Origin of the sequence: Paracoccus aminophilus JCM 7686 (genome assembly GCF_000444995.1) — a bacterium.
Classification (GTDB): domain Bacteria; phylum Pseudomonadota; class Alphaproteobacteria; order Rhodobacterales; family Rhodobacteraceae; genus Paracoccus; species Paracoccus aminophilus.
The window spans coordinates 2,755,886-2,776,417 of record NC_022041.1; the positions used below are offsets into that span (position 1 = coordinate 2,755,886).

Below are 20,532 nucleotides of genomic sequence, written 5' to 3' on the forward strand. Positions count from 1 at the left end.
CCCCCTCCGACCAAATTCAAAGCTATATTGCGGAATCATCCGCTGGTTAGAATGAGGTAGGCCATGTCCCTGATGAAGTCCCTTCTCGCCGGCGCCGCCGCGCTTTGCATCGCGCCGGGTCTCGCGCTGGCCGATCCCGCCTTGATCTTCGACCTTGGCGGCAAATTCGACAAATCCTTCAACGAGGCTGCCTATCAGGGGGCGGAGCGTTGGAAGGCCGAGACCGGCGGCAGCTACAAAGAGCTGGAAATGCAATCCGAGGCGCAGCGCGAACAGGCGCTTCGCCGTCTGGCCGAAACCGGCGCCAATCCGATCGTGATGACCGGCTTTGCCTTTGGCGAGGTGCTAAACAAGGTCGCGCCGGATTATCCGAACACGAAATTCGCGATCATCGACACCGAGGTCGATCAACCCAACGTCCAGTCGGTGGTCTTTGCCGAGCCTGAGGGCAGCTATCTCGCCGGTGTGCTGGCGGCGCTCGCCTCGAAATCCGGGACGGTCGGCTTCATCGGGGGCATGGATATTCCGCTGATCCACAAATTCGAATGCGGCTATGCCCAAGGCGTGAAGGCGACCAATCCGAATGCCAAGGTGCTGATCAATTACACCGGCACCACCCCCAACGCCTGGAACGATCCGGTGAAGGGCGCAGAGCTCGCCAAGGCGCAGAAATCGCAGGGCGCGGATGTGATCTATGCGGCCGCGGGTGGCACCGGCATCGGCGTGCTGCAAGCGGCGGCGGATATGAACATCCTCTCGATCGGCGTCGACAGCAACCAGAACCACCTTCATCCCGGTCAGGTGCTGACCTCGATGGTCAAGCGCGTCGACAATGCCGTCTATGACGCGTTCAAGGCCGGCCCCGAGCTTCAGACCGGCACGCGCGAGATGAACCTGAAATCGGACGGCGTCGCTCTGGCGATGGATGACAACAACAAGCCCCTGATCACCGCCGAGATGACCGCCGCCGTCGATAAGGCCGCGACCGACATCAAGGATGGCACGATCAAGCCCCATGACTATCTGACCGACAACACCTGCCCGGTGCAGTAATGTCAGCCTCTCCCGGAGAGGGTCCGCAGTCGCGTCCAGCGGCTGCGGGTTATGCCATCGAGCTGCGCGCGATCTCGAAATCCTTCGGCCCGGTTCAGGCCAACAAGGACATCGACCTCGCCGTCCCGCGCGGCACGATCCACGGCATTATCGGCGAGAACGGGGCCGGGAAATCGACGCTGATGTCGATCCTCTACGGCTTTTACCGTCCCGATTCGGGCGAGATCCTGATCAATGGCCAAAGGGTCGCGATCACCGATAGTCAGAGCGCGATCCGCGCGGGCATCGGCATGGTGTTCCAGCATTTCAAGCTCGTGCAGAATTTCACCGTGCTGGAAAACATCATTCTCGGGGCCGAAGACGGCGCGCTCTTGCGACCCTCGCTGTCGCGCGCGCGCGGCGAGCTGAAACGGCTGGCGGCGGAATATGAGCTGCAGGTCGATCCCGATGCGCTGATCGAGGAGCTTTCGGTCGGCCATCAGCAACGGGTCGAGATCCTCAAGGCGCTCTACCGCCAAGCCGATATCCTGATCCTTGATGAGCCGACCGGCGTGCTGACCCCGGCCGAGGCCGATCACCTGTTTCGCATTCTGCGCGGGCTGCGCGATGAGGGCAAAACCATCATCCTCATCACCCATAAACTGCGCGAAATCATGGAGGTGACCGACAATGTCTCGGTCATGCGGCGCGGCGAGATGGTGGCCTCGGTGCGCACCGCAGAGACCTCTCCGACCGAGCTTGCCGAGCTGATGGTCGGGCGCAAAGTGCTGCTTCAGGTCCCGAAGGCGCCCGCTCAGCCCGGCGCGCCGGTCCTCGAAATCCGCGGCCTTTCGATGACCGACCGCGACGGGGTCGAACGGCTGCGCAATGTCGATCTGACCATCCGGCGCGGCGAGATCGTCGGGCTCGCGGGGGTCAGCGGCAACGGTCAGACCCAGCTTCTGGAAATCCTCGGCGGCTATAGCGAGCCGGGAGCAAAGCTCTCTGGCGAGATCCGGGTCAACGGCACGGCGCTGCCGCTGGCCGGGCCCGGAGCCAATGGCCGCGCCCGCCGGGCGGCCTCGATCGGCCATGTCCCCGAGGATCGCCAACGCGAAGGGCTGATCATGGATTTCGCCGCTTGGGAGGATACCGCTTTCGGCTATCAGGACGCGCCGGAATTCAGCCGGGGCGCGCTGATGGACCACAAGGCGATGCAAAGCGATGCGACCGGCAAGATCGCGCGCTTCGACGTGCGCCCGCCCAATCCCGAGCTGGCCGCCAAGAACTTCTCGGGCGGGAACCAGCAAAAGCTGGTCGTCGCGCGCGAGATCGAGCGCAATCCCGATCTGTTGCTGGTCGGTCAGCCCACGCGCGGCGTCGATATCGGCGCGATCGAATTCATCCACAAACGCATCGTCGAGCTGCGCGACCGCGGCAGTGCCATCCTGCTCGTTTCGGTCGAGTTGGACGAAATCCGCTCGCTCTCAGACAGGATCGCGGTGATGTTTGATGGCCGGATCATGGGCGAACGTCTGCCTGCCGAAACCAGCTCGGCCGATCTTGGCTGCCTCATGGCCGGGATCATCCCAAGCGATCCGATCGAGGTGCCCGCCTGATGGAAAAGATGCCGAAATGGGCGGATATCGTGCTCACGCCGCTGATCTCGCTGGCGCTGGCCTTCCTGATCTCGGGCCTCGTCATCCTCGCCTTGGGGGAAAACCCCTGGGAGGCGGTCAAGGTCATGGTCACCGGCGCGCTCGGATCGAGCTATGGCTGGGGCTTTACGCTCTATTACACGACGAATTTCATCTTTACCGGGCTTGCGGTTTCGGTCGCCTATCACGCCGGGCTCTTCAATATCGGCGGCGAGGGTCAGGCGACGCTTGGCGGGCTCGGCGTGGCTTTGGCCTGCCTCTACATCCCTTGGCCGCATTGGTCGCTCGCACTGATCGGAGCGGCCTGCGCTGGCGCGGCGTTTGGCGCCTTCTGGGCGCTGATCCCGGCCTGGCTTCAGGCCAAACGCGGCAGCCATATCGTGATCACGACGATCATGTTCAACTTCATCGCCGCCGCCTTGCTGAATTACATTCTGGTCAATCTGTTGCGTCCGGTCGGCAGCATGGACCCGGCGACGCCGAATTTCCCGGCCGCGACCCATCTGCCGACGATCTCGGAGATCGCGGCGAGCTTTGGCATGAAATGGGGTCAGCACACCCCCGTCAACGTCACGCTGGCTCTGGCACTTCTGGCCTGCCTCGGGGTCTGGCTGCTGATCTGGCGCTCGCGTCTGGGCTATGAGATCCGCGCTTTCGGCAAATCCGAGCCTGCCGCGCTTTACGCCGGCATTTCGCCCGTGCGCATCACCATCATCGCCATGGTGATCTCGGGCGGTCTGGCCGGGCTGATGGCAGTCAACAATGTCATGGGCGAGGCGCAGCGGCTGGTGATGAACTCGGTCGAGGGCGCGGGCTTCATCGGCATTGCCGTCGCGCTGATGGGGCGCAACCATCCGTTCGGCGTGCTGCTGGCGGCGTTGCTCTTCGGCTTTCTCTATCAGGGCGGCGGCGAGCTCGCGCTCTGGACCTCGATCCCGCGCGAGCTGATCACGGTTATTCAGGCGCTGGTCATCCTCTTTACCGGCGCGCTCGACAATCTGGTGCGGATGCCGCTCGAGCGGCTGTTCGCGCGGCGACGGAACGGGAGCTGAGCCATGGATTATGCAACGCTCCTGCAAATCGTCGACAGCGCCGTTCGGCTGATGACGCCCCTGCTCTTCGCTTGCCTCGCCGGGCTTTATTCCGAGCGCGCCGGGATTTTCGACATCGGGCTTGAGGGCAAGATGCTGATGGCGGCTTTCGTCTCGGCCTCGGTCGCCTTCGCCACCGGCAGCGCCTGGCTTGGGCTGATCGCCGGGGTCGCGGGCGCGCTTGGCATGTCGCTGATCCATGGGCTCGCCTCGATCACGCTCAGGGGAAACCAGCTGATTTCCGGGGTCGCGATCAACTTCCTCGCCTCTGGCCTGACTGTGCTGCTGGGCCAGAAGCTCTTCGGGCTCGGCGGGCGCACGCCGCAGCTGTCCGGAAATGCGCGGTTTTTGGAAATCACCCTGCCCTTCACCGAAACCATCGGCAAAATCCCGGTGCTCGGCCCGATCTATGTCGAGGTGATTTCGGGCCAGACCGTGCTCGTCTATATCGCCTTCCTCTGCGTGCCGCTGACCTGGTGGGTGCTCTACCGCACGCGCTTTGGCCTCAGGCTGCGTGCGGTCGGCGAGAACCCGGCCTCGGTCGACACCGCCGGGATCTCGGTCGCGCGCATCCGCTATGCGGCGGTGCTGATCTGCGGCGTTCTTTGCGGGCTGGCGGGCGCCTATCTCGCAACCGCGCTCGCCGCCGGTTTCGTCAAGGAAATGACCGCCGGGCGCGGCTATATCGCGCTCGCCGCGCTGATCTTTGCCAAATGGCGGCCGTGGTATGCGCTCTTCGCGACCTTCCTGTTCGGGCTGATGGAAGCGATCTCGAACCGCTTCCCAGACCTCAATCTCGGGCCAGTCACCGTGCCCTCGATGTTCATGAACGCTTTGCCCTATATCCTGACCATCATCATCCTTGCGGGCTTTGTCGGCCGCGCCATCCCGCCGCGCGCGGGCGGAGAACCCTATGTCAAAGAGCGCTGAGCTTGCCCGGTTGATCCAGAGCCGGGCCGGCGCCGAGCCCCCGAAATTCGGCCTCGTCCTCGGCTCGGGGCTGGGCCATCTCGCAGCACAGGTCGAGGGCGTCGCGATCCCCTATTCCGAGCTGCCGGGCTTTCCCCATGCGGGCGTCTCGGGCCATGTCCCGGAACTCACCATCGGCACATTGGAAGGGCGGCGGGTCGCGGTCTTTGGCGGGCGGGCACATTACTACGAATCGGGGCGCGCCGATGCCATGCGCCTGCCGCTCGAAGTGCTGGCCGCACTTGGGACCGAACAGCTTTTGCTGACCAATGCGGCGGGCTCGCTGCGCGCGGATCTGCCGCCGGGCGCGCTGATGCTGCTCTCTGACCACATCGCCTTTGCCGGGACCAATCCGCTGATCGGCGAGCCCTCCGAGGCGCGGTTCGTGCCGATGACCGCGGCCCATGACCCGGCCCTGCGCGCCGCGCTGACGGCTGCGGCCCGCGCGCTGGAGATCCCGCTGCCCGAAGGGGTCTATTGCTGGTTTTCAGGCCCGTCCTTCGAGACCCCGGCCGAGATCCGCGCGGCCAGGATCCTTGGCGCCGATGCGGTCGGCATGTCGACCGTGCCCGAGATCATTCTGGCGCGCTTTCTCGGCCTGCGTGCCGCCGCGATTTCGGTCATCACCAATATGGGCGCGGGGCTGAGCGATGAATCGATCAGCCACGAGCACACCAAGGCCATGGCTCCCCTTGGCGCGGCCAAGCTCGAGCGCATCTTGCGTCGTTTCCTGAAGGACGGCGTGGCCTAAGCCAGCCGGGCCAAAGCCGCCTCGACCCGGCTTGCGGCGGCGTCGAGATCGCGCAGGTCGTCAAGCATGACCTGCCCGCCGCGCCCATCGTCATGGCGCGCGCGGTGACTGTCATAGCGCGGATCGTAATGATCGCGCATCAGCCCTTCAGACAGCTTCTGCCACTCGCCTGCAAGCGCGAGCGCCTGCCATGCGGCAATCCGCTCGCCCGATTGGACCGCGCGCAGCCGCTCGAGGATCGCCGCGATCTGCTGGGGATCGGCGGTCATATCGGCATAGGCGCGCGCGGTATAGCGGGCACGCTCCGCGACCGGCACGACCAGCCGCAGACGCGGCGCGGCGATCAGCGCCTTCCAGATCGCGCGCGGCACCGTGAGATCGCCAACCTTCGAGCTTTCCGCCTCGAACAGCACCGGTCGCGTCGGGTCAAGCGCCTCCATCGCCAAGGCCAGCCGCCCCTCGAACATCTTTTGCGAGGGCTGCCCTTCGGCCCGCCCGCCAAAGAGACTGCCGCGATGATGGGCGAGCCCTTCGAGGTCGATAACCTGATGGCCGCGCGCGGCAAGGATGTGCAAGATCTCAGTCTTGGCGCTACCGGTATTGCCGTCAAGCACGATCACCGGCGACGGGAGCGGCCCGTTCTGGACGCGGTCGACCACCAGCCCGCGCCAGCTTTTATAGCCGCCCTCGATCTTGGCGACGCGCCAGCCGATCTGGCTGAGGATCGTCGCAAAAGAGCCCGAGCGTTGCCCGCCGCGCCAGCAATAGACCAGAGGCCGCCAGCTTCCCGGCTTGTCGGCAAGGCTTTCGGTGATATGGCGCGCCGCATTGGCCGCGACCAGAGCGCCGCCGAGCTTGCGGGCATCGAAGGGGGAAATCTGCTTGTAGATCGTGCCGACCTGCGCGCGCTCCTGATCGTTCAGGACGGGCAGGTTGATCGCGCCGGGCAAATGGTCCTCGGCATATTCCGACGGCGCACGCACGTCGATAATCGTGTCGAACCCCGCCAAAGCGGGGTCCAGCACCTGTTGCAATTTCAGGGTCATCCCCGAAATCAGTAGACGTAGACCGGCGTTCCGATCGGAACCTGCTCGAACAGATCCATCACCGCCTCGTTGCGCATCCGGATGCAGCCGTTCGAGACCGAACGCCCGATCGAATTCGGTTCGGTCGTGCCGTGAATGCGGATCGCGGTGTCATTGCCCTTGGCGTCATACAGATAAAGCGCGCGCGCCCCGAGCGGGTTGCCCGGGCCGCCCGGCATACCATCTGCGTATTTCGCATAATGGCTCGGGCTGCGCTTGATCATGTCGGGCGTGGGCGTCCAGCTCGGCCATTCGGTCTTGCGGCCAACGGTGGCCTTGCCACGCCACACCAGCTCGGCCTTGCCGACGGCGACGCCATAGCGGATCGCGCGGCCCGGCGCGACGACGTGATAAAGGAAGTAATCCTTCGAGACGACGACAATGCTGCCGACCTCGAAATCGGGGCGAATCGCCACTTCGGTCGGCGCATAGGGATCGACCTTGGGCGCGGCCTTGGCGGCGGGCGCTTTCGGCGGGGTCGGAAGCTTCTGCTGAGCCAGAAGCATCGACGGCATGGCGATCAGCCCGGCCGAAAGCATCAGAATCTGACGACGGTTCATGTCCTGTCCTGCAATCTCTTGTGTTCTTGCCCTCGCCTAACGCCAAGTTTTGTTTGTTTCAACTCAAAGCGTCGTTATGGCCGCAGCTTGGCTTGAAACGTGGCGGCGCGAGCACTAATTCTGGCCTGATCGGAGTGAAATATGACCACGATGACCGCCTCCTGCCCGAAATGCGCGCCAAGCTGCCCCAATCGCGGCCGCCGCGCGCTTGCCCGTCCGGCCCATCTGTGCCGTGCGCGCGGGGATCGTCGGTGCCGCTGTCATATCGGCGCGCGCACAAGGCTTGCGCGGCTGACCCTGTCACTCCGCCCGCTTCTGGTCGCCGACGTGCCCCATCCCGGTCGCTCGCGCCTGCAAAGCCTGTTTGAACGACAGGCGCCGCAGCAAGCGCCGCTTCGACCGCAAGCGCCTCCCTTCACCTCTTCTGCCGCTCTCTCCTCGAGTTTCAGAACAGGTAACGGATATGAAAGACATTTCTGACAATATCGCCGGGCAAGAGGTCGAACTGACCGTCACCGGCATGACCTGCGCCTCTTGCGTCAACCGCGTTGAAAAGACGTTGAAGGCGGTGCCGGGCATTCGCGATCCCCGCGTCAATCTGGCGACCGGGCGCGCACATCTGCATCTGGACGATGCCGCCGCTCTGCCCAAGGCGACCGAGGCTTTGGCCAAGCTCGGCTATCCCGCAGCGCCGCGCGAAACCCGGCTCGATGTCGCCGGGATGAGCTGTGCCTCTTGCGTCGGTCGGGTCGAGAAGGCTTTGGCGGCGGTGCCGGGCGTCAGCTCGGCCGTGGTGAACCTCGCGACCCAGACCGCGACGATCAGCCATGATGCCGGGGTTCTGCCCGAGGCCTTGGCGCAAGCCGTCACCGCCAAGGGCTATAAAAGCAACGTCAAATCTGAAGATCCCGCGCATCACCATGCGCAGGGCCATGACCATGGCGGCACCGCGCTGCAGATCCGGCGCAATTTCCTGATCGCTCTGGCGCTGACTCTGCCGGTCTTCCTGCTCGAAATGGGCGGCCATGCGGTTCCGGCCTTCCATCACTGGATTTATGGCGCGGTGGGCATGCGCACGGTCTGGATCGTCGAGTTCCTGCTGACCGCCGCCGTGCTGATCTGGCCGGGGCGCGTCTTTTTCTCGGTCGGCATTCCCGCGCTGTTGCGCCGCGCGCCCGAGATGAACAGCCTCGTCGCTCTGGGCGCGGGCGCGGCTTTCCTATACTCGGCGGTCGCAACCTTTGCGCCGGGGCTTCTGCCTGCGGATGCCCAGCATGTCTATTACGAATCCGCCGCCGTCATCGTGACCCTGATCCTTCTGGGCCGCTGGCTTGAGGCGCGCGCCAAGGGACAAGCCGGGGCCGCGATCCGCAAGCTGGTCGAGCTCGCCCCCGCCACCGCTACGCGCGAAACCAATGGCCAGCCGGAAACCGTCGCGGTCGCCGATCTCAAGCCCGGCGATCTCGTCCGGCTTGCACCCGGAGAGCGTGTCGCCGTTGATGGTCTGGTCACCGAAGGGCGTGGTCTCATCGACGAATCCATGCTGACCGGAGAACCGGTGCCGGTCGAGAAGACCCCCGGCGATCCCGTCACCGGCGGCACGGTCAACGGCACCTCGGCGCTGACCTTCCGCGTCACGGCGACCGGCGGCGATACCGCGCTCGCCCGGATCATCCGCATGGTCGAGGATGCGCAGGCCGCGAAACTGCCGGTTCAGGCGCTGGTCGACAAGATCACTGCGGTCTTCGTGCCGGTGGTCATGGTGCTTGCGCTGCTGGCCTTCGCGCTTTGGTTGATCTTCGCGCCCGCGCCTGCCCTGAGCAGCGCCTTCGTCGCGGCGATCTCGGTTCTGATCATTGCCTGCCCCTGTGCGATGGGCCTTGCCGTGCCGGTCTCGATCATGGTCGGCACCGGACGCGGCGCGGAACTCGGCGTCCTCTTCCGGCGCGGCGATGCGCTGCAACGGCTAGCCGATGCCAAGATCGTCGGCTTCGACAAGACCGGCACGCTGACCCAAGGCCGCCCCGCTCTGGTCGATCTGGTGACCGAGGGCTTTGACCGCGCCGAGGCCCTGCGCCTTGCCGCCTCGGCGGAAAGCCGGTCTGAGCATCCTCTGGCAACCGCGATCGTGACCGCTGCGACCGCCGAGGGCCTCGTCTTCCCCGCGCCACAGAAGGTCGAGACCTCGACCGGACGCGGTCTCAGCGCCGAGGTCGAAGGCCGCGCCCTGCGCATCGGCAACAAATCCGCGCTGGAAGAAGCTGGCATCACCCCGGTCCCTGCCCTGATCGCGAAAGCCGAGGCTTTGGCTGCGCAGGCTGCCACCCCGGTGCATCTCGCCGTCGATGGCCGCCATGTCGCCGTCATGGGCCTCGCCGATCCGATCCGCCCCGAGGCGGTCGAGACCATTCGCAACCTCCATAAGCTCGGGCTGAAAACCGCGATGATCTCGGGCGATACGCAGGCGACGGCGGATGCGGTCGGGCGCGAGCTTGGCATTGACCGCGTCATGGGTGGCGTGCTGCCCGACGGCAAGCTTGCCGCGATCAAAGAGCTCGGGCGCGGCACGGTCTTTGTCGGCGACGGCATCAATGACGCCCCTGCGCTTGCGGGTGCGGAGACCGGCATCGCCATTGGCACCGGGACCGATGTCGCCATCGAATCGGCCGAGGTCGTGCTGGTCGGCGGCGATCCTTCGGGCGTGGTGCGCGCCGTCGATCTGAGCCGCGCGGTCATGCGCAACATCCGCCAAAACCTCTTCTGGGCGTTCGGCTATAACGTCGCGCTGATCCCGGTGGCGATGGGCGTGCTCGTGCCCTTCGGCGGGCCGCAGCTCTCGCCGATGCTCGGGGCGGGCGCGATGGCTCTGTCCTCGGTCTTCGTCGTGACGAACGCCCTGCGGCTGAGACGCGCCGGATGAGGTTTGTCCGCGCCCTTCTTGGCTTTGCGCTGGCAGCGGTGCTGGCGGCGCAGGCCTTGGCCGAGACGCCCCGGATCCTGGCCTTCGGTGACAGCATCACCGAGGGCTATGGCTTGGGCCCTGACGATGGGCTGGTGCCCGAGCTTAACCGCTGGCTTAAGCGCCACGGGTACAAGGCCGATCTGGTCAATGCGGGGCTTTCCGGCGACACGACCTATGGCGGGCGCGTCCGCATCGGCTGGTCGCTGCGCGAAGGCGCTGACGCCGTCATCGTCGAACTTGGCGGCAATGATCTGATCATGGGCTGGAAGATCCGCGACATCGAAAAGAACCTCGATGCGATCATCACCCAAGCCAAGGCCAAGGGGCGTCCTGTGCTCCTGGTGGGGATTACGCCGCCCGAGGGCTTCACGAAAACCTCGGGCGCCGCGGTGCGCGAGATGTGGGACCGGCTGGCGGCCCGCCACGAGGTCTTGCTGCTGCCCGATCTTTACGCGCCGCTTTGGGCCGTGCCTTTGGACGAGGCGCGGCGCTCGCTGTTGCAAAAGGACGGCGTGCATCTGTCGAAACAGGGCGTTCGCCTGGTCGTCACGCAGGAACTTGGCCCCGCCGTCGCCCGGCTGATTGACGCGACCCGGGCCAACTGACCCCGGTCGCGTCGCAATTGTCATGCGCGATCAGTGGCCGCTATGCTCGGTGCCGGACTGTTCGGTTCCAGAATGATCCATCGCGGAATGGTCCATCCCTGCCGCGCCGCTCGCTTCGGGCGCGCGCCGGTTGTCGACGGGCAGAGTGATCGCCACCGTGCCGCAATCGCCGAAATCGAGCGTCAGCGGGATCTGGTCCCCCTCGACGAATTTCTGGTGAAAGCCGGTGAACATGACATGGTTGCCGCCGCGCGTCAGACCATCCTCGCCGCCCGGCGCCAGCGTGATTTGCTCAACCTTTTCCATCTTCATCACGCCGTCGTCTTCGCGGTTGGTATGAAGTTCGGTCCGCGCCGCCGCCGTCGAGGTCACGCCGTTCAGGTGGCATTCCCGGTCAGAGCGGTTCTGCAGATGGGCATAGCCCGAGCCGCTGCCTTTGCCAGTCGTGCGGGCATAGCCGTCGCTGACCGAAATGTCACTATTCGCGCCGAATCCCGGCAGGGCCTTGGCCGCCGCTGCGGGGGCCTCGGTCGATTGGGCGAAAGCTGCGAGGGGCAGCAGGGCCGCGACGCTCGCGGCGGTGATCAGGGTTTTCATGGGTATCTCCCGATGTCTGAGGTTGCGTTCAGAGAAGGAGGCCCTCCGGCGGATCCCGCGCAGAAAACGCCGGAGCCGAACGTCCCGTTCCCAGCCAGACACGGCGATCCGGCAGCGCAAGACGGTGCAGATCCGCGCGCCTGAGAGCAGGCGCGTCTAGCGTAAGCCCAGACATCAACGAGGTCGCCATATCCGGACAAAGCGTCACGCGCTTGACCGGCTTGCCCTCGGCATCGACCGTAACGACGCGGGCGACTTCGCCCTGACACAGCACGATCTCGCCCGCGATCTGCGCCTGACCGCGCGCGGCGGCCAAGGTCTGGCCGGTCAGGACCAGCATCAGAATCAGGAAAAAGCGCAAGCCTTGCATCATCGCATCAGTCTATGCCCCCTGCCCCGCGCGCGCACCAGCCCTGATGTCGCACCCGAGGGTGGGCCGCGTTCACAACCCCTTGGCACAAAAGCAAAAACCCCGCCACAAAGACGGGGTTTCGCAGATCTACGCCGGATGGCAGTCCGGAGCAGGAATTCAGGCTTTGGCGATCTCGCGCTTGATTTTCAGCGCACGATCCGAAAGCTCGTTGTCGCTGGCTTTCGCGAGGAAAGCGTCAAGGCCGCCACGGTGATCGACCGAGCGCAGCGCCGCAGCCGAGATGCGCAGCGAGTAGGTGCGGCCGAGTTTGTCCGAAATCAGCGAGACATCGTTGAGGTTCGGCAGGAAGCGGCGGCGGGTTTTGTTGTTGGCGTGGCTAACGTTGTTCCCGCTCATCGGGCCCTTGCCGGTCAGTTCGCAAACGCGCGACATGTTCGTGTTCCTTCGTTTCGATTCTGGACGGGCGGGAGCCCGCAATATGAAAAGGCGCCGCGAGGCAGCGCCCGGAAATCTGTCCGGCTGAAATAGAGTGTCGCACCCGGGGCGTCAAGCAGATTCGCCGCATTTGCTGGCAGCGGCACGGGCCTCGAGCGCAAGCAAATGCTGTTTGCGCCAGATTCCTCCGCCATATCCCGTCAATGCACCACCCCGTGCAACAAGGCGATGACAGGGAATCAGAATCGCGATCCGGTTCGCCGCATTTGCCGCAGCCACGGCCCGAACCGCCTCGGGATGGCCGATCCCGGCCGCGAAATCGCCATAGCTGCGGCGCGCGCCCGCCGGGATCGCCTGAAGCCCGCGCCAGACCTCGTGCTGAAAGGGCGTGCCCTGCGCGGAGAGAGGCACGGGCGGGGCCTTCGGGGCGAAAACCGGCTCGGCATTGAAATAGCGCGCGAGCCACAGCGCCAGCTCGTCGATCAGCCGATTGCGCCCGATCCGAAGCGGAGCCTGCCGCGCCAGCCGGGCGAGCGAGGCGGGCAGCGCCTTGCGGTCGGCGAATTCGAGAAGATGCAGGCAGGCCGCATCCGCGACCGCGATCATCATGCCAAGCGGGGTCGCAAGCTCGGCGGCACAGAGCGGCTCGGCCCCGGCATGAGGCGAAAGCCCGGCGAGGTAGCTGGCCAGATCAAGCGGAGCAGCCGCCAGATGCGGATCGTCGCAATTGTCGCGGGTGGAGGGCATGGATCAGCCTTGCCCGAGCTGCTCCAGCATCTGCGAGGCCGCATGGCCAGGGCTGATCTCGCCCCGCGCGACGGCATCGCCAAGCCGGTGAAGCTCTTGCCGGGTCGTGGGTTCTTCGAGCCGGGCAAGGAGGCCCGCGCGCAGCTCAGCCAGAAACCAATGGCGGGCCTGTTCGGCGCGGCGGCGGTCGAAATGACCATGCTCGCGACGCCAATTGGCGAGATAGCCCATGTTTTCCCAAGCCTTTTCAAGCCCGTCTCCGGTATAGGCCGAGACCGGAACCGCTTTGGGAAATTCCGGCGGATCATAGGCGCGCTTGCGCATAAGCCGCAGGGCACCGGCATAATCGGCAACCGTGCGGCGCGCGGTCAGCAGCAGATCACCATCGGCCTTGTTGACCAAAATGAGATCGGCGATCTCCATGATGCCGCGCTTGACGCCTTGCAGCTCATCTCCACCCGCAGGCGCGAGCAGCAGGATGAAAAGATCCGACATTTCCGCGACCAGCGTCTCGGATTGGCCAACGCCGACGGTCTCGATCAGGATGATGTCAAAGCCCGCAGCCTCGCACAGACGCACCGCCTCGCGGGTGCGGCGCGCGACGCCGCCGAGCTCGGCCTGCGAGGGCGAGGGGCGGATGAAGGCATTGGGATCGCGCGACAGCAGCTCCATCCGGGTCTTGTCGCCGAGAATCGAGCCGCCCGAGCGCGTTGAAGAGGGATCGACCGCCAGAACCGCGACCTTGAGCCCCTGCCCGGTCAAGAGTTTGCCGAACGCCTCAATGAAGGTCGATTTGCCAACGCCCGGCGTGCCCGAAAGGCCAATGCGCAGCGCCTTGCGGTCGGGCAACTCGGACAGAAGCGCCACCGCGCGGGCGCGATGATCGCTGCGGCTGCTCTCGACCAAAGTGATGGCGCGTGACAAGGCGCGGCGGTTTCCGGCGACAATGCCTGAGGTCAGCTCGTCCATTCATCCCCTCTCGCAGTCCCGCGGGGGCTGACTGCCCCCGCACCCCCGTGGATATTTAAGCATGAAAGACAAGTAAACGCCGCGAAGGTCTGAGATGGCACGCGGGCGTGATTTGCGCGGGCTCTCCGCGCGGCCTAGGACAACGGACAGCAGATGGGGGCGCAGAGGGGGCTTGGAGATGATCGGCAGGCGGGGATTTCTGGCGCTTGGCGCAGGGCTGATTGCCGCGCCCGCTTTTGCCGGGGCGCCGCTGTCGCGCGGGGTGCGGCTGCTCATGGTGGTCTCGCGCGGTTGTCCCTTTTGCGCGGCCTGGCGGCGCGAGGTCGGGCCGGGCTATGCGAGCTCGACCTTAGGGCGGATTGCCCCGGTAGCGGAGGTCGATCTGGACGGGCCTTGGCCCGATGGGCTGGTGATCGGGGCGCGCCCGGACCGCACGCCGACCTTCATCCTGCTGCGCGACGGCCAGGAGATCGACCGTTTGATCGGCTATGACGGGCCTGACAGTTTCCGGCTGGCTTTGCGCGGGCTTTTGCGCTCGGCCGGTCTGTTGCGGGGCTGAGGCCACGCCCTTTCGGGAAAAGGCCCCGGCCTCGGCGAGACAGCTTTCCCCCGTGTCCGGCTTGCGCTATGGCAGGTCGCAGTCCGGCAGGGGCCGGGCGATGTCTGGACAGGGCTCGAAAAGGAGGCATTTTATGCACGATATCCGCGCCATTCGCGAGAACCCCACAGCTTTTGATACGGCACTGACGCGCCGTGGGCTGGAGCCTTTGTCCTCATCGATCCTGTCGCTTGACGCCGATCGTCGCGGCCGGATTGCCCATGCCGAAGCGGCGCAGGCCGAGCAGAACAAGGCAAGCAAGGAAGCCGGTGCCGCCAAGGGACGTGGCGATGAGGCCGAGTTCGAACGTCTGCGCGCCTTGGTCAGCGCCAAGAAAGACGAAACCGCGTCGCTGCAGGCCGAGGCCGCCGCGCTGGACGAACAGCTGCGCGAGCTGTTGATGGGCCTGCCCAATGCGCCCTTGGAGACAGTTCCGGTCGGCAAGGACGAGAATGACAATGTCGAGATCCGGCGTTGGGGCGAGCCGCGCGGCTTGGACTTCACTCCGGTCGAGCATTTCGAGATCGCGGGCGTCAAGGCGGGCATGGATTTCGAGACCGCCGCCAAGCTGTCGGGGGCACGCTTTGTCGTCCTTAAGGGCGGGGTTGCCCGTATTCACCGTGCGCTCGCGCAGTTCATGATCGATCTGCATATCACCGATCACGCGCTGGAAGAGACCTGGACCCCGGTCCTGGTTCTGTCGGACATGATGCTCGGCACCGGGCAATTGCCGAAATTCGGCGAGGACAGCTACCAGACCCGCGAGGGTTGGTGGCTGATCCCGACTTCGGAAGTGACGCTGACGAATACGGTTCATGGCGATCTCGTCGAACATGCCAGCCTGCCGCGCCGCATGGTCGCCCATAGCCAGTGCTTCCGCTCGGAAGCGGGCAGCGCCGGGCGTGACACGGCGGGGATGCTGCGTCAGCACCAGTTCGAGAAGGTCGAGATGGTCTCGATCACCGATGCCGAAACCGGGGTGGCCGAGCATGGCCGCATGACCGATTGCGCGCAGGCGGTGCTCGAGCGTCTGGGCCTGCCCTATCGAACCATCGTGCTCTGCACCGGCGATATGGGCTTTGGCGCGCGCATCACCCATGACCTCGAGGTCTGGCTGCCCGGTCAGGACAAATACCGCGAGATCAGCTCGGTGAGCTATTGCGGCGATTTCCAGGCGCGGCGGATGAATGCGCGCTATCGCCCGGAAGGCGGCGGCAAGCCGGAGTTTGTTCACACGCTGAACGGCTCGGGGCTTGCGGTTGGCCGTGCGCTGATCGCGGTTTTGGAAAACGGCCAGCAAGCCGATGGCTCGGTCGAGTTGCCCGCGGCGCTTCATCCCTATCTCGGCGGCAAGACCCGTCTGGGCGCGGACGGCAAGCTCGCCTGACAAGATCGCCTGACAAGATTTCGGGCGGCAGGCATTTTCGCATCTGCCGCCCGCCATCTGGAAACTTCATCTCGGGCCCGGCGTTGGCCCGGTATGCGTCATCTCGTTCTTATCCTGTTGTTGCTCGGTCTCTGCCTCTTTATCGGCAGCGGGTTGGTCTATGCCATTTCAGAGACGCCCCTTGCTCAGAGCATGGCGGATCAATCGACGATCGCCACACCACCTGATGCGATGATCCTGCGCGAAACCATGTTGAGCGAGGATGCGGAGGCGGGCGTGCCCTTGGCCCTGTCAGAGCTGTTTCTGAAGCCGCGTGGTCCGATCTTCTGGAGCTTTGCCCTTGTTGCTTGGGCGGCGGCGCTGGCCTATTTCCTGCATTTCGGGGGCTGGATCTCGCGCCCGGCGCCGCAGGCCTCGGATGCCGCAGCGCGTCGCGATTGGCCCGACGAGGATTGGATCAGGACCGATCCCCCCGAGCGCACCGCTTTGGGCGATCATATAGGGTTTGCGCAGATAGATGACGAGGCGTCGATGGCTGCGCGACGGGTCTCTGCCCCCCATTCCTCTGAGCAAGATGTCCGCCCGCTGGAAAGCTGGTCGCTTCTGATCGGGCTGGCGGCGGCGGCGGTTTGGCCTTGGGTCTTTCCCGGCCATGCCGTAGTCGGCTTTCTTCTGGCGGCGTTGATGCTGGCGACCCTGCTTGGCGCGGCTTTGGCGCGGCCGTCCGGGCCGGTTCCCGCGCGCACCAGCACCACGCTTGGCATTCTGGCGGGCTGGGCGATGGTGATGACCTGCGCCGCTTTCGCAACCCTGCTTGAGCGCGATCTCGGCACGTCGGGCACGCTCTCGGCTTTGGTTGCGCTGCTGATCTGCGCGGTCGCCTCCGCCAATATCCAGCTGCACCTCGGCTCGCCTTTTGGCTTCAGCGCAACCGTGATTTGGGGGCTGTTCGGAATTGCCTTGGCAACGATGGAGACCGATGCGACGATCGCCACCGCAGCCGCGCTGGCGATCACCTTTGTCGGTGTGGCGCTGGTCCGGGTCTCGACCTGAGATCCCAGAGCCAAGCCCCCCGATCTAAAGCCCGGATCAGGTGCCTTTCGGCTTTTGCCGGATCTTGTGCTTGGACAAAGCGCCCGATTGGTTGATCTTGTTGGCCTTGTCCTTGAACGGGTTTTTCACGCCCTGATCGCGGAAGGTGAAGCGGATCGGCGTGCCCGGCAGGTCAAAGTCCTGACGCAGCCCATTCACGAGATACCGCGCATAGGCATCGGGCAGCTTGTCGGTATGGGTCGCCATCACGACAAAGGCCGGGGGCCGGGTCTTGACCTGCGTCATATAGCGCAGGCGGATGCGGCGCCCGCCCGGAGCCGGCGGCGGATGGGCTTCGGTCATGGCGTTCAGCCATTGGTTCAGCCGTGCCGTCGAAACCCGGCGGTTCCAGACCTCATGGGCCTTGATGATGGCATTGTGCAGCCGGTCGAGCCCCTTGCCGGTCTTGGCCGAAACCGTCACCAGCGGCGCCCCTTTGAGCTGGGGCAGCAGGCGCTCAAAGGCCTCGCGCAGCTCTTTGAGCTTCTCGGCCTTCTCTTCTTCGAGATCCCATTTGTTCGCGGCGATCACGACGGCGCGGCCCTCGGTCTCGGCGAAATCGGCAATGCGCAGATCCTGCTGCTCGAACGGAATATCCACGTCGAGAAGCACGACCACGACCTCGGCAAAGCGCACGGCGCGCAGCCCGTCAGCGACCGAGAGCTTTTCGAGCTTATCGGTCACACGCGCCCGTTTGCGCATCCCGGCGGTGTCGAAGATCCGCATCGGCGTGCCCATGAACGTCGCCGACACCGAGATCGAATCGCGGGTGATCCCGGCCTCGGGGCCGGTGAGCAGACGATCCTCGCCGATGATCTTGTTGATCAGCGTCGATTTTCCGGCATTCGGGCGACCGATCACCGCAAGCTGCAGCGGCTTTTCGAGCGAGGGCTTCCAGCTTTCGTCATCCTCGTCATCGCCAGCATCTTCGGCGATCTCGACATCGGTTTCCGGCACTTGCTGGACGTTCTCGGCCTCGAACTGATCGGCCAGCGGCAGCAGAACGCGGTAGAGATCGTCCATGCCCTCGCCATGTTCGGCCGAGATCCGCAAAGGCTCGCCCAGACCAAGCGCATAGGCTTCAAGCGCACCCGCCTCACCGGCGCGACCCTCGGCCTTGTTGGCGGCGAGGATGACGTTCTTGGCGCGGCGGCGCAGAAGCTCGGCGAAATATTCATCCGCTGCGGTCACACCAACGCGCGCGTCGATGACGAACAGGCAGACATCGGCCTCTTCGACGGCACGTTCGGTCAGGCGGCGCATCCGGCCTTGAAGACTGTCGTCCTCGACCATCTCGAGACCCGCGCTATCGACGACGATGAAGCGCAGATCGCCCAGACGGCCCTGCCCTTCGCGCAGGTCGCGGGTCACGCCGGGCTGGTCATCGACCAGCGCCAGACGCTTGCCCACGAGGCGGTTGAACAGGGTGGACTTGCCGACATTCGGCCGCCCGACAATGGCGAGGGTAAAGCTCATCTATATGCAATCAGTTGGCCGGACTCAGTCACGACATAGAGGGTTTGGCCCGCCACCACGGGATCGGCCGAAGCGCCGGCGGGCAGGTTGACCTCGCCCAGAAGCGCGCCGTTGGCGGGACTGAAGATGCGCAGCTTGCCATCCGAAGACGCGACATAAAGCTTGCTGCCTGCAAGGACCGGCCCGAAATGGGCGTAGACCTTGGCTTGTTTCTTGACTTTGGCGGTCGTGAACTGCGGCAGGTCGACCGACCAGACGGTCGCGCCATTGGCCGCATCGATGCGCACAAGCTGGGATTCATCCGAGATCGCGAAAATCGAGTTCCCGGCCACGAGCGGCGGGTTCATCGCGCCATTGCGCGAGTTCCAGACCTCGACGCCGGTCGCGAGATCGAAGGCGGCAATGCGCCCCGAAGAGGTCCCGGCATAGACGCGGTTGCCGACGATCACCGGATCGCCGGTCATGTCGCGCAAAAGCCCGATCGAGCGGCCCTTGCGGCTGCCCGCGACCTGCGCCGTCCACAGCTGCTGGCCGGTTGCAGTATCGACCGCGATGAGCTGGCCCGAGGCGAAGGGGAAGACCACCGTCTTGCCCGAGACCGCGGGCGACGAGGCGCCCATGACGCCCGCGACGGCGAGGTTGCCGCCGACTTGCCACAAGGCCCGGCCGTCCGAGGCGCGGATCGCCCAGCCGGTCGCGTTGCGCGCCGCGATATAGACCACACCATCGGCGACCGTCGGCGCGCCGCTGGTCAGCGCCTCGACCTTTTGGCGCCAGATCACGCCACCGCTACGGGCGTCGAGCGCGACGACCTCGCCATAGCCGGTGGTGACAAAGACGCGCCCGCCCTCATAGGCGATGCCGCCGCCCGAGATGCTGTCACCGATCTCGCCGGGATCAGCGATATTCTGGCTCCAGGCGGGTTGGCCCGAGGTCATGGTCGCGGTCACGCGCGCGCGGCTGTCCAGCGTATAGACGAGCCCGCCACCGACGATCGGATCGGCAGTGATGCGGTGACGGCGGTCCGAGGCCTGCCCGATATTGGCGGCAAAGGCGAGATTGGTGCCCTGACCGATGGCGACATTGCCAATGAAATGGGCCGGATTGCCGCCGACATTGGTCCAGTCAGCATTGCCGCGCACCGCCGGCAGCGACAGCGCCGCCGTGGTCGGGCCCTGGCTGCCTTCGATCGGAGGGCCGTCGGGCGAAAAGACCGCACGCGGATCAAGCCGCTGGCCGGGCAGGATGAGCTCGCGCTGGTTGCATCCTGCAAGGGCGACGGTCCCTGCCAACAAGGCGATCAGGGGGAACCTCGTCATCACTGTCTCCTCTCTCGGCGTCTTGTCCGCTTGGTCACGGTTCTCAGTTGGTGGTCGTCGCTGCGGGCTCGGCCGAAGCGGGATTGGGTGCGGCAGGCGCGGCAGCCGCATCGGGCAGGCCAGCGGCGGCAGCTTCCGGCTCGGCCGGGGCATCCAGCGTCACCATGATCTCTGACAGTCGGCGGCGCAGATCTTCCGAGAGGCCGTCCTTCTTCTGGATCTGGCGGATCAGCGTGATGGCATCGTCATGGCGATTCGCAGCGACCAGCGCCACGGCTTTCTGCTCGAGCGCCAGCAGCTCGAACGGCGCGCCGGGCTTGGACAGATCGGTCAGCAGCGCATCGCGTTCGGCCGCGCCCATCGCCGGGCCGCCGACGATCACCGCCTTCAGAAGCGCGAGATCGCGCAGCACCGGGTCCTTCGGACCGGCGGCTTCCGCGGCGGCCTTGAGCTCGGCCACGGCCTTGGCCGCATCTCCCGCATCGGCCGAGGCACCGCCCGCGAGCAGCCCCGAGATCGCGCGGCGCCCCTTGCTTCCGGCCGGATCGACCGCGTCAAGCGCGCTGGCCGGATCGGCTGCCGTTTGCGCGGCAACCACGGCATCGCCCCAGTCTTGCGCGGTCTGACGGTCCTGCGATTTGCGGTATTCATACCAGCCCGAGGCCACGACCAGCGCGATGATCAGCAGGACGACAATCCAGCCAAAGCGGCGCAGGCCCTGAAACAGCCGGTCTCGGCGCAGCTCGGACGTGACTTCGTCGATGAAACTGTCGTTCTGGTTGGCCATGGTCGTCCCTGAATGCTTTAGCCGCTCTTCTATACGCCA

Annotated in this window: 20 protein-coding genes; 10 read left to right on the plus strand and 10 right to left on the minus strand. The window is 65.5% G+C overall.

Features of this window, described 5'->3' with window-relative positions; translation table 11 throughout:
* The first annotated feature begins 63 nt into the window (after positions 1–63).
* From JCM7686_RS13455 to JCM7686_RS13475, 5 genes are read left to right on the plus strand one after another with little or no spacing between them, the layout of a single operon-like run.
* Complete coding sequence (locus JCM7686_RS13455) at positions 64–1,053, plus strand: BMP family lipoprotein (RefSeq protein WP_020951358.1); 990 nt, start codon at positions 64–66, stop codon at positions 1,051–1,053.
* A complete protein-coding gene (locus tag JCM7686_RS13460; protein ID WP_020951359.1) occupies positions 1,053–2,651 on the plus strand; it encodes an ABC transporter ATP-binding protein in 1,599 nt (532 codons plus the stop codon). Before JCM7686_RS13455 ends, JCM7686_RS13460 begins: the two co-directional genes overlap by 1 nt.
* Entirely contained in the window at positions 2,651–3,742 is a 1,092-nt protein-coding gene (locus JCM7686_RS13465; RefSeq protein WP_020951360.1) for an ABC transporter permease, read from the plus strand. The genes JCM7686_RS13460 and JCM7686_RS13465 overlap by 1 nt, the downstream gene beginning before the upstream one ends.
* A gap of 3 nt (positions 3,743–3,745) precedes the next feature.
* Positions 3,746–4,711: an ABC transporter permease gene (locus JCM7686_RS13470; protein ID WP_020951361.1), complete on the plus strand. Its 966-nt coding sequence runs from the start codon at positions 3,746–3,748 to the stop codon at positions 4,709–4,711.
* Entirely contained in the window at positions 4,695–5,501 is an 807-nt protein-coding gene (locus tag JCM7686_RS13475; RefSeq protein ID WP_020951362.1) for a purine-nucleoside phosphorylase, read from the plus strand. Before JCM7686_RS13470 ends, JCM7686_RS13475 begins: the two co-directional genes overlap by 17 nt.
* On the opposite strand, the gene mnmH is transcribed toward JCM7686_RS13475, so the two are convergent.
* A complete protein-coding gene (gene mnmH, locus JCM7686_RS13480; protein WP_020951363.1) occupies positions 5,498–6,547 on the minus strand; it encodes a tRNA 2-selenouridine(34) synthase MnmH in 1,050 nt (349 codons plus the stop codon). The two genes, JCM7686_RS13475 and mnmH, sit on opposite strands and share 4 nt — an antisense overlap.
* A gap of 8 nt (positions 6,548–6,555) precedes the next feature.
* Positions 6,556–7,146 (minus strand): L,D-transpeptidase, encoded by a 591-nt coding sequence (locus tag JCM7686_RS13485; protein ID WP_020951364.1) that lies wholly within the window; start codon positions 7,144–7,146, stop codon positions 6,556–6,558.
* A gap of 463 nt (positions 7,147–7,609) precedes the next feature.
* Here JCM7686_RS13485 and JCM7686_RS13490 point away from each other — a divergent pair, with 463 nt between their 5' ends.
* Entirely contained in the window at positions 7,610–10,066 is a 2,457-nt protein-coding gene (locus JCM7686_RS13490) for a heavy metal translocating P-type ATPase (protein WP_020951366.1), read from the plus strand.
* The gene (locus tag JCM7686_RS13495; RefSeq protein ID WP_020951367.1) at positions 10,063–10,713 is read left to right on the plus strand and encodes a GDSL-type esterase/lipase family protein; all 651 of its coding nucleotides are present in this window, start codon (positions 10,063–10,065) and stop codon (positions 10,711–10,713) included. The genes JCM7686_RS13490 and JCM7686_RS13495 overlap by 4 nt, the downstream gene beginning before the upstream one ends.
* A 30-nt stretch (positions 10,714–10,743) precedes the next feature.
* Here JCM7686_RS13495 and JCM7686_RS13500 read toward each other — a convergent pair whose 3' ends face one another.
* The 5 genes from JCM7686_RS13500 to meaB form a co-directional block, all read right to left on the minus strand.
* A complete protein-coding gene (locus tag JCM7686_RS13500; protein WP_020951368.1) occupies positions 10,744–11,310 on the minus strand; it encodes a copper chaperone PCu(A)C in 567 nt (188 codons plus the stop codon).
* Positions 11,311–11,338: 28 nt separating this feature from the next.
* Positions 11,339–11,683, minus strand: a complete 345-nt coding sequence (locus JCM7686_RS23530; RefSeq protein WP_020951369.1) for a hypothetical protein — start codon at positions 11,681–11,683, stop codon at positions 11,339–11,341.
* A gap of 156 nt (positions 11,684–11,839) precedes the next feature.
* Entirely contained in the window at positions 11,840–12,115 is a 276-nt protein-coding gene (gene rpmB, locus JCM7686_RS13510; protein WP_020951370.1) for a 50S ribosomal protein L28, read from the minus strand.
* Between the two features lie 114 nt (positions 12,116–12,229).
* Positions 12,230–12,865 carry a methylated-DNA--[protein]-cysteine S-methyltransferase gene (locus JCM7686_RS13515; protein WP_020951371.1) on the minus strand — a complete coding sequence of 212 codons (636 nt, stop codon included), beginning with the start codon at positions 12,863–12,865 and terminating at the stop codon, positions 12,230–12,232.
* A gap of 3 nt (positions 12,866–12,868) precedes the next feature.
* Positions 12,869–13,834, minus strand: a complete 966-nt coding sequence (meaB, locus tag JCM7686_RS13520) for a methylmalonyl Co-A mutase-associated GTPase MeaB (RefSeq protein ID WP_020951372.1) — start codon at positions 13,832–13,834, stop codon at positions 12,869–12,871.
* A 178-nt stretch (positions 13,835–14,012) separates the two neighbouring features.
* Between meaB and JCM7686_RS13525 the strand changes: the two genes are divergently transcribed.
* From JCM7686_RS13525 to JCM7686_RS23535, 3 genes are all read left to right on the plus strand, one after another.
* A complete protein-coding gene (locus JCM7686_RS13525) occupies positions 14,013–14,393 on the plus strand; it encodes a thioredoxin family protein (RefSeq protein WP_020951373.1) in 381 nt (126 codons plus the stop codon).
* Positions 14,394–14,526: 133 nt separating this feature from the next.
* Positions 14,527–15,819, plus strand: a complete 1,293-nt coding sequence (serS, locus tag JCM7686_RS13530; protein WP_020951374.1) for a serine--tRNA ligase — start codon at positions 14,527–14,529, stop codon at positions 15,817–15,819.
* 192 nt (positions 15,820–16,011) lie between these two features.
* On the plus strand, positions 16,012–16,872 hold the full coding sequence (locus tag JCM7686_RS23535; protein WP_148292628.1) for a hypothetical protein: 861 nt from the start codon (positions 16,012–16,014) through the stop codon (positions 16,870–16,872).
* A gap of 36 nt (positions 16,873–16,908) precedes the next feature.
* Here JCM7686_RS23535 and der read toward each other — a convergent pair whose 3' ends face one another.
* The 3 genes from der to JCM7686_RS13550 are packed head-to-tail and all read right to left on the minus strand — an operon-like array spanning position 16,909 to position 20,493.
* On the minus strand, positions 16,909–18,387 hold the full coding sequence (gene der, locus JCM7686_RS13540; RefSeq protein ID WP_020951376.1) for a ribosome biogenesis GTPase Der: 1,479 nt from the start codon (positions 18,385–18,387) through the stop codon (positions 16,909–16,911).
* A complete protein-coding gene (locus JCM7686_RS13545) occupies positions 18,384–19,706 on the minus strand; it encodes an outer membrane protein assembly factor BamB family protein (RefSeq protein WP_020951377.1) in 1,323 nt (440 codons plus the stop codon). The genes der and JCM7686_RS13545 overlap by 4 nt, the downstream gene beginning before the upstream one ends.
* Positions 19,707–19,749: 43 nt before the next feature.
* Positions 19,750–20,493 (minus strand): tetratricopeptide repeat protein, encoded by a 744-nt coding sequence (locus JCM7686_RS13550; RefSeq protein ID WP_020951378.1) that lies wholly within the window; start codon positions 20,491–20,493, stop codon positions 19,750–19,752.
* Positions 20,494–20,532 lie beyond the last annotated feature (39 nt).

Coding starts and splice junctions, on each gene's coding strand:
- JCM7686_RS13495 (WP_020951367.1), top strand. CDS start 10,063: ATGAGGTTTGTCCGCGCCCTTCTTGGCTTTGCGCTGGCAGCGGTGCTG.
- JCM7686_RS13490 (WP_020951366.1), top strand. CDS start 7,610: ATGAAAGACATTTCTGACAATATCGCCGGGCAAGAGGTCGAACTGACC.
- mnmH (WP_020951363.1), bottom strand. CDS start 6,547: ATGACCCTGAAATTGCAACAGGTGCTGGACCCCGCTTTGGCGGGGTTC.
- JCM7686_RS13500 (WP_020951368.1), bottom strand. CDS start 11,310: ATGAAAACCCTGATCACCGCCGCGAGCGTCGCGGCCCTGCTGCCCCTC.
- JCM7686_RS13475 (WP_020951362.1), top strand. CDS start 4,695: ATGTCAAAGAGCGCTGAGCTTGCCCGGTTGATCCAGAGCCGGGCCGGC.
- rpmB (WP_020951370.1), bottom strand. CDS start 12,115: ATGTCGCGCGTTTGCGAACTGACCGGCAAGGGCCCGATGAGCGGGAAC.
- JCM7686_RS13470 (WP_020951361.1), top strand. CDS start 3,746: ATGGATTATGCAACGCTCCTGCAAATCGTCGACAGCGCCGTTCGGCTG.
- JCM7686_RS13545 (WP_020951377.1), bottom strand. CDS start 19,706: ATGACGAGGTTCCCCCTGATCGCCTTGTTGGCAGGGACCGTCGCCCTT.
- JCM7686_RS13465 (WP_020951360.1), top strand. CDS start 2,651: ATGGAAAAGATGCCGAAATGGGCGGATATCGTGCTCACGCCGCTGATC.
- JCM7686_RS13455 (WP_020951358.1), top strand. CDS start 64: ATGTCCCTGATGAAGTCCCTTCTCGCCGGCGCCGCCGCGCTTTGCATC.
- JCM7686_RS13550 (WP_020951378.1), bottom strand. CDS start 20,493: ATGGCCAACCAGAACGACAGTTTCATCGACGAAGTCACGTCCGAGCTG.
- der (WP_020951376.1), bottom strand. CDS start 18,387: ATGAGCTTTACCCTCGCCATTGTCGGGCGGCCGAATGTCGGCAAGTCC.
- JCM7686_RS23535 (WP_148292628.1), top strand. CDS start 16,012: ATGGCGGATCAATCGACGATCGCCACACCACCTGATGCGATGATCCTG.
- JCM7686_RS13525 (WP_020951373.1), top strand. CDS start 14,013: ATGATCGGCAGGCGGGGATTTCTGGCGCTTGGCGCAGGGCTGATTGCC.
- JCM7686_RS23530 (WP_020951369.1), bottom strand. CDS start 11,683: ATGATGCAAGGCTTGCGCTTTTTCCTGATTCTGATGCTGGTCCTGACC.
- serS (WP_020951374.1), top strand. CDS start 14,527: ATGCACGATATCCGCGCCATTCGCGAGAACCCCACAGCTTTTGATACG.
- JCM7686_RS13515 (WP_020951371.1), bottom strand. CDS start 12,865: ATGCCCTCCACCCGCGACAATTGCGACGATCCGCATCTGGCGGCTGCT.
- JCM7686_RS13460 (WP_020951359.1), top strand. CDS start 1,053: ATGTCAGCCTCTCCCGGAGAGGGTCCGCAGTCGCGTCCAGCGGCTGCG.
- meaB (WP_020951372.1), bottom strand. CDS start 13,834: ATGGACGAGCTGACCTCAGGCATTGTCGCCGGAAACCGCCGCGCCTTG.
- JCM7686_RS13485 (WP_020951364.1), bottom strand. CDS start 7,146: ATGAACCGTCGTCAGATTCTGATGCTTTCGGCCGGGCTGATCGCCATG.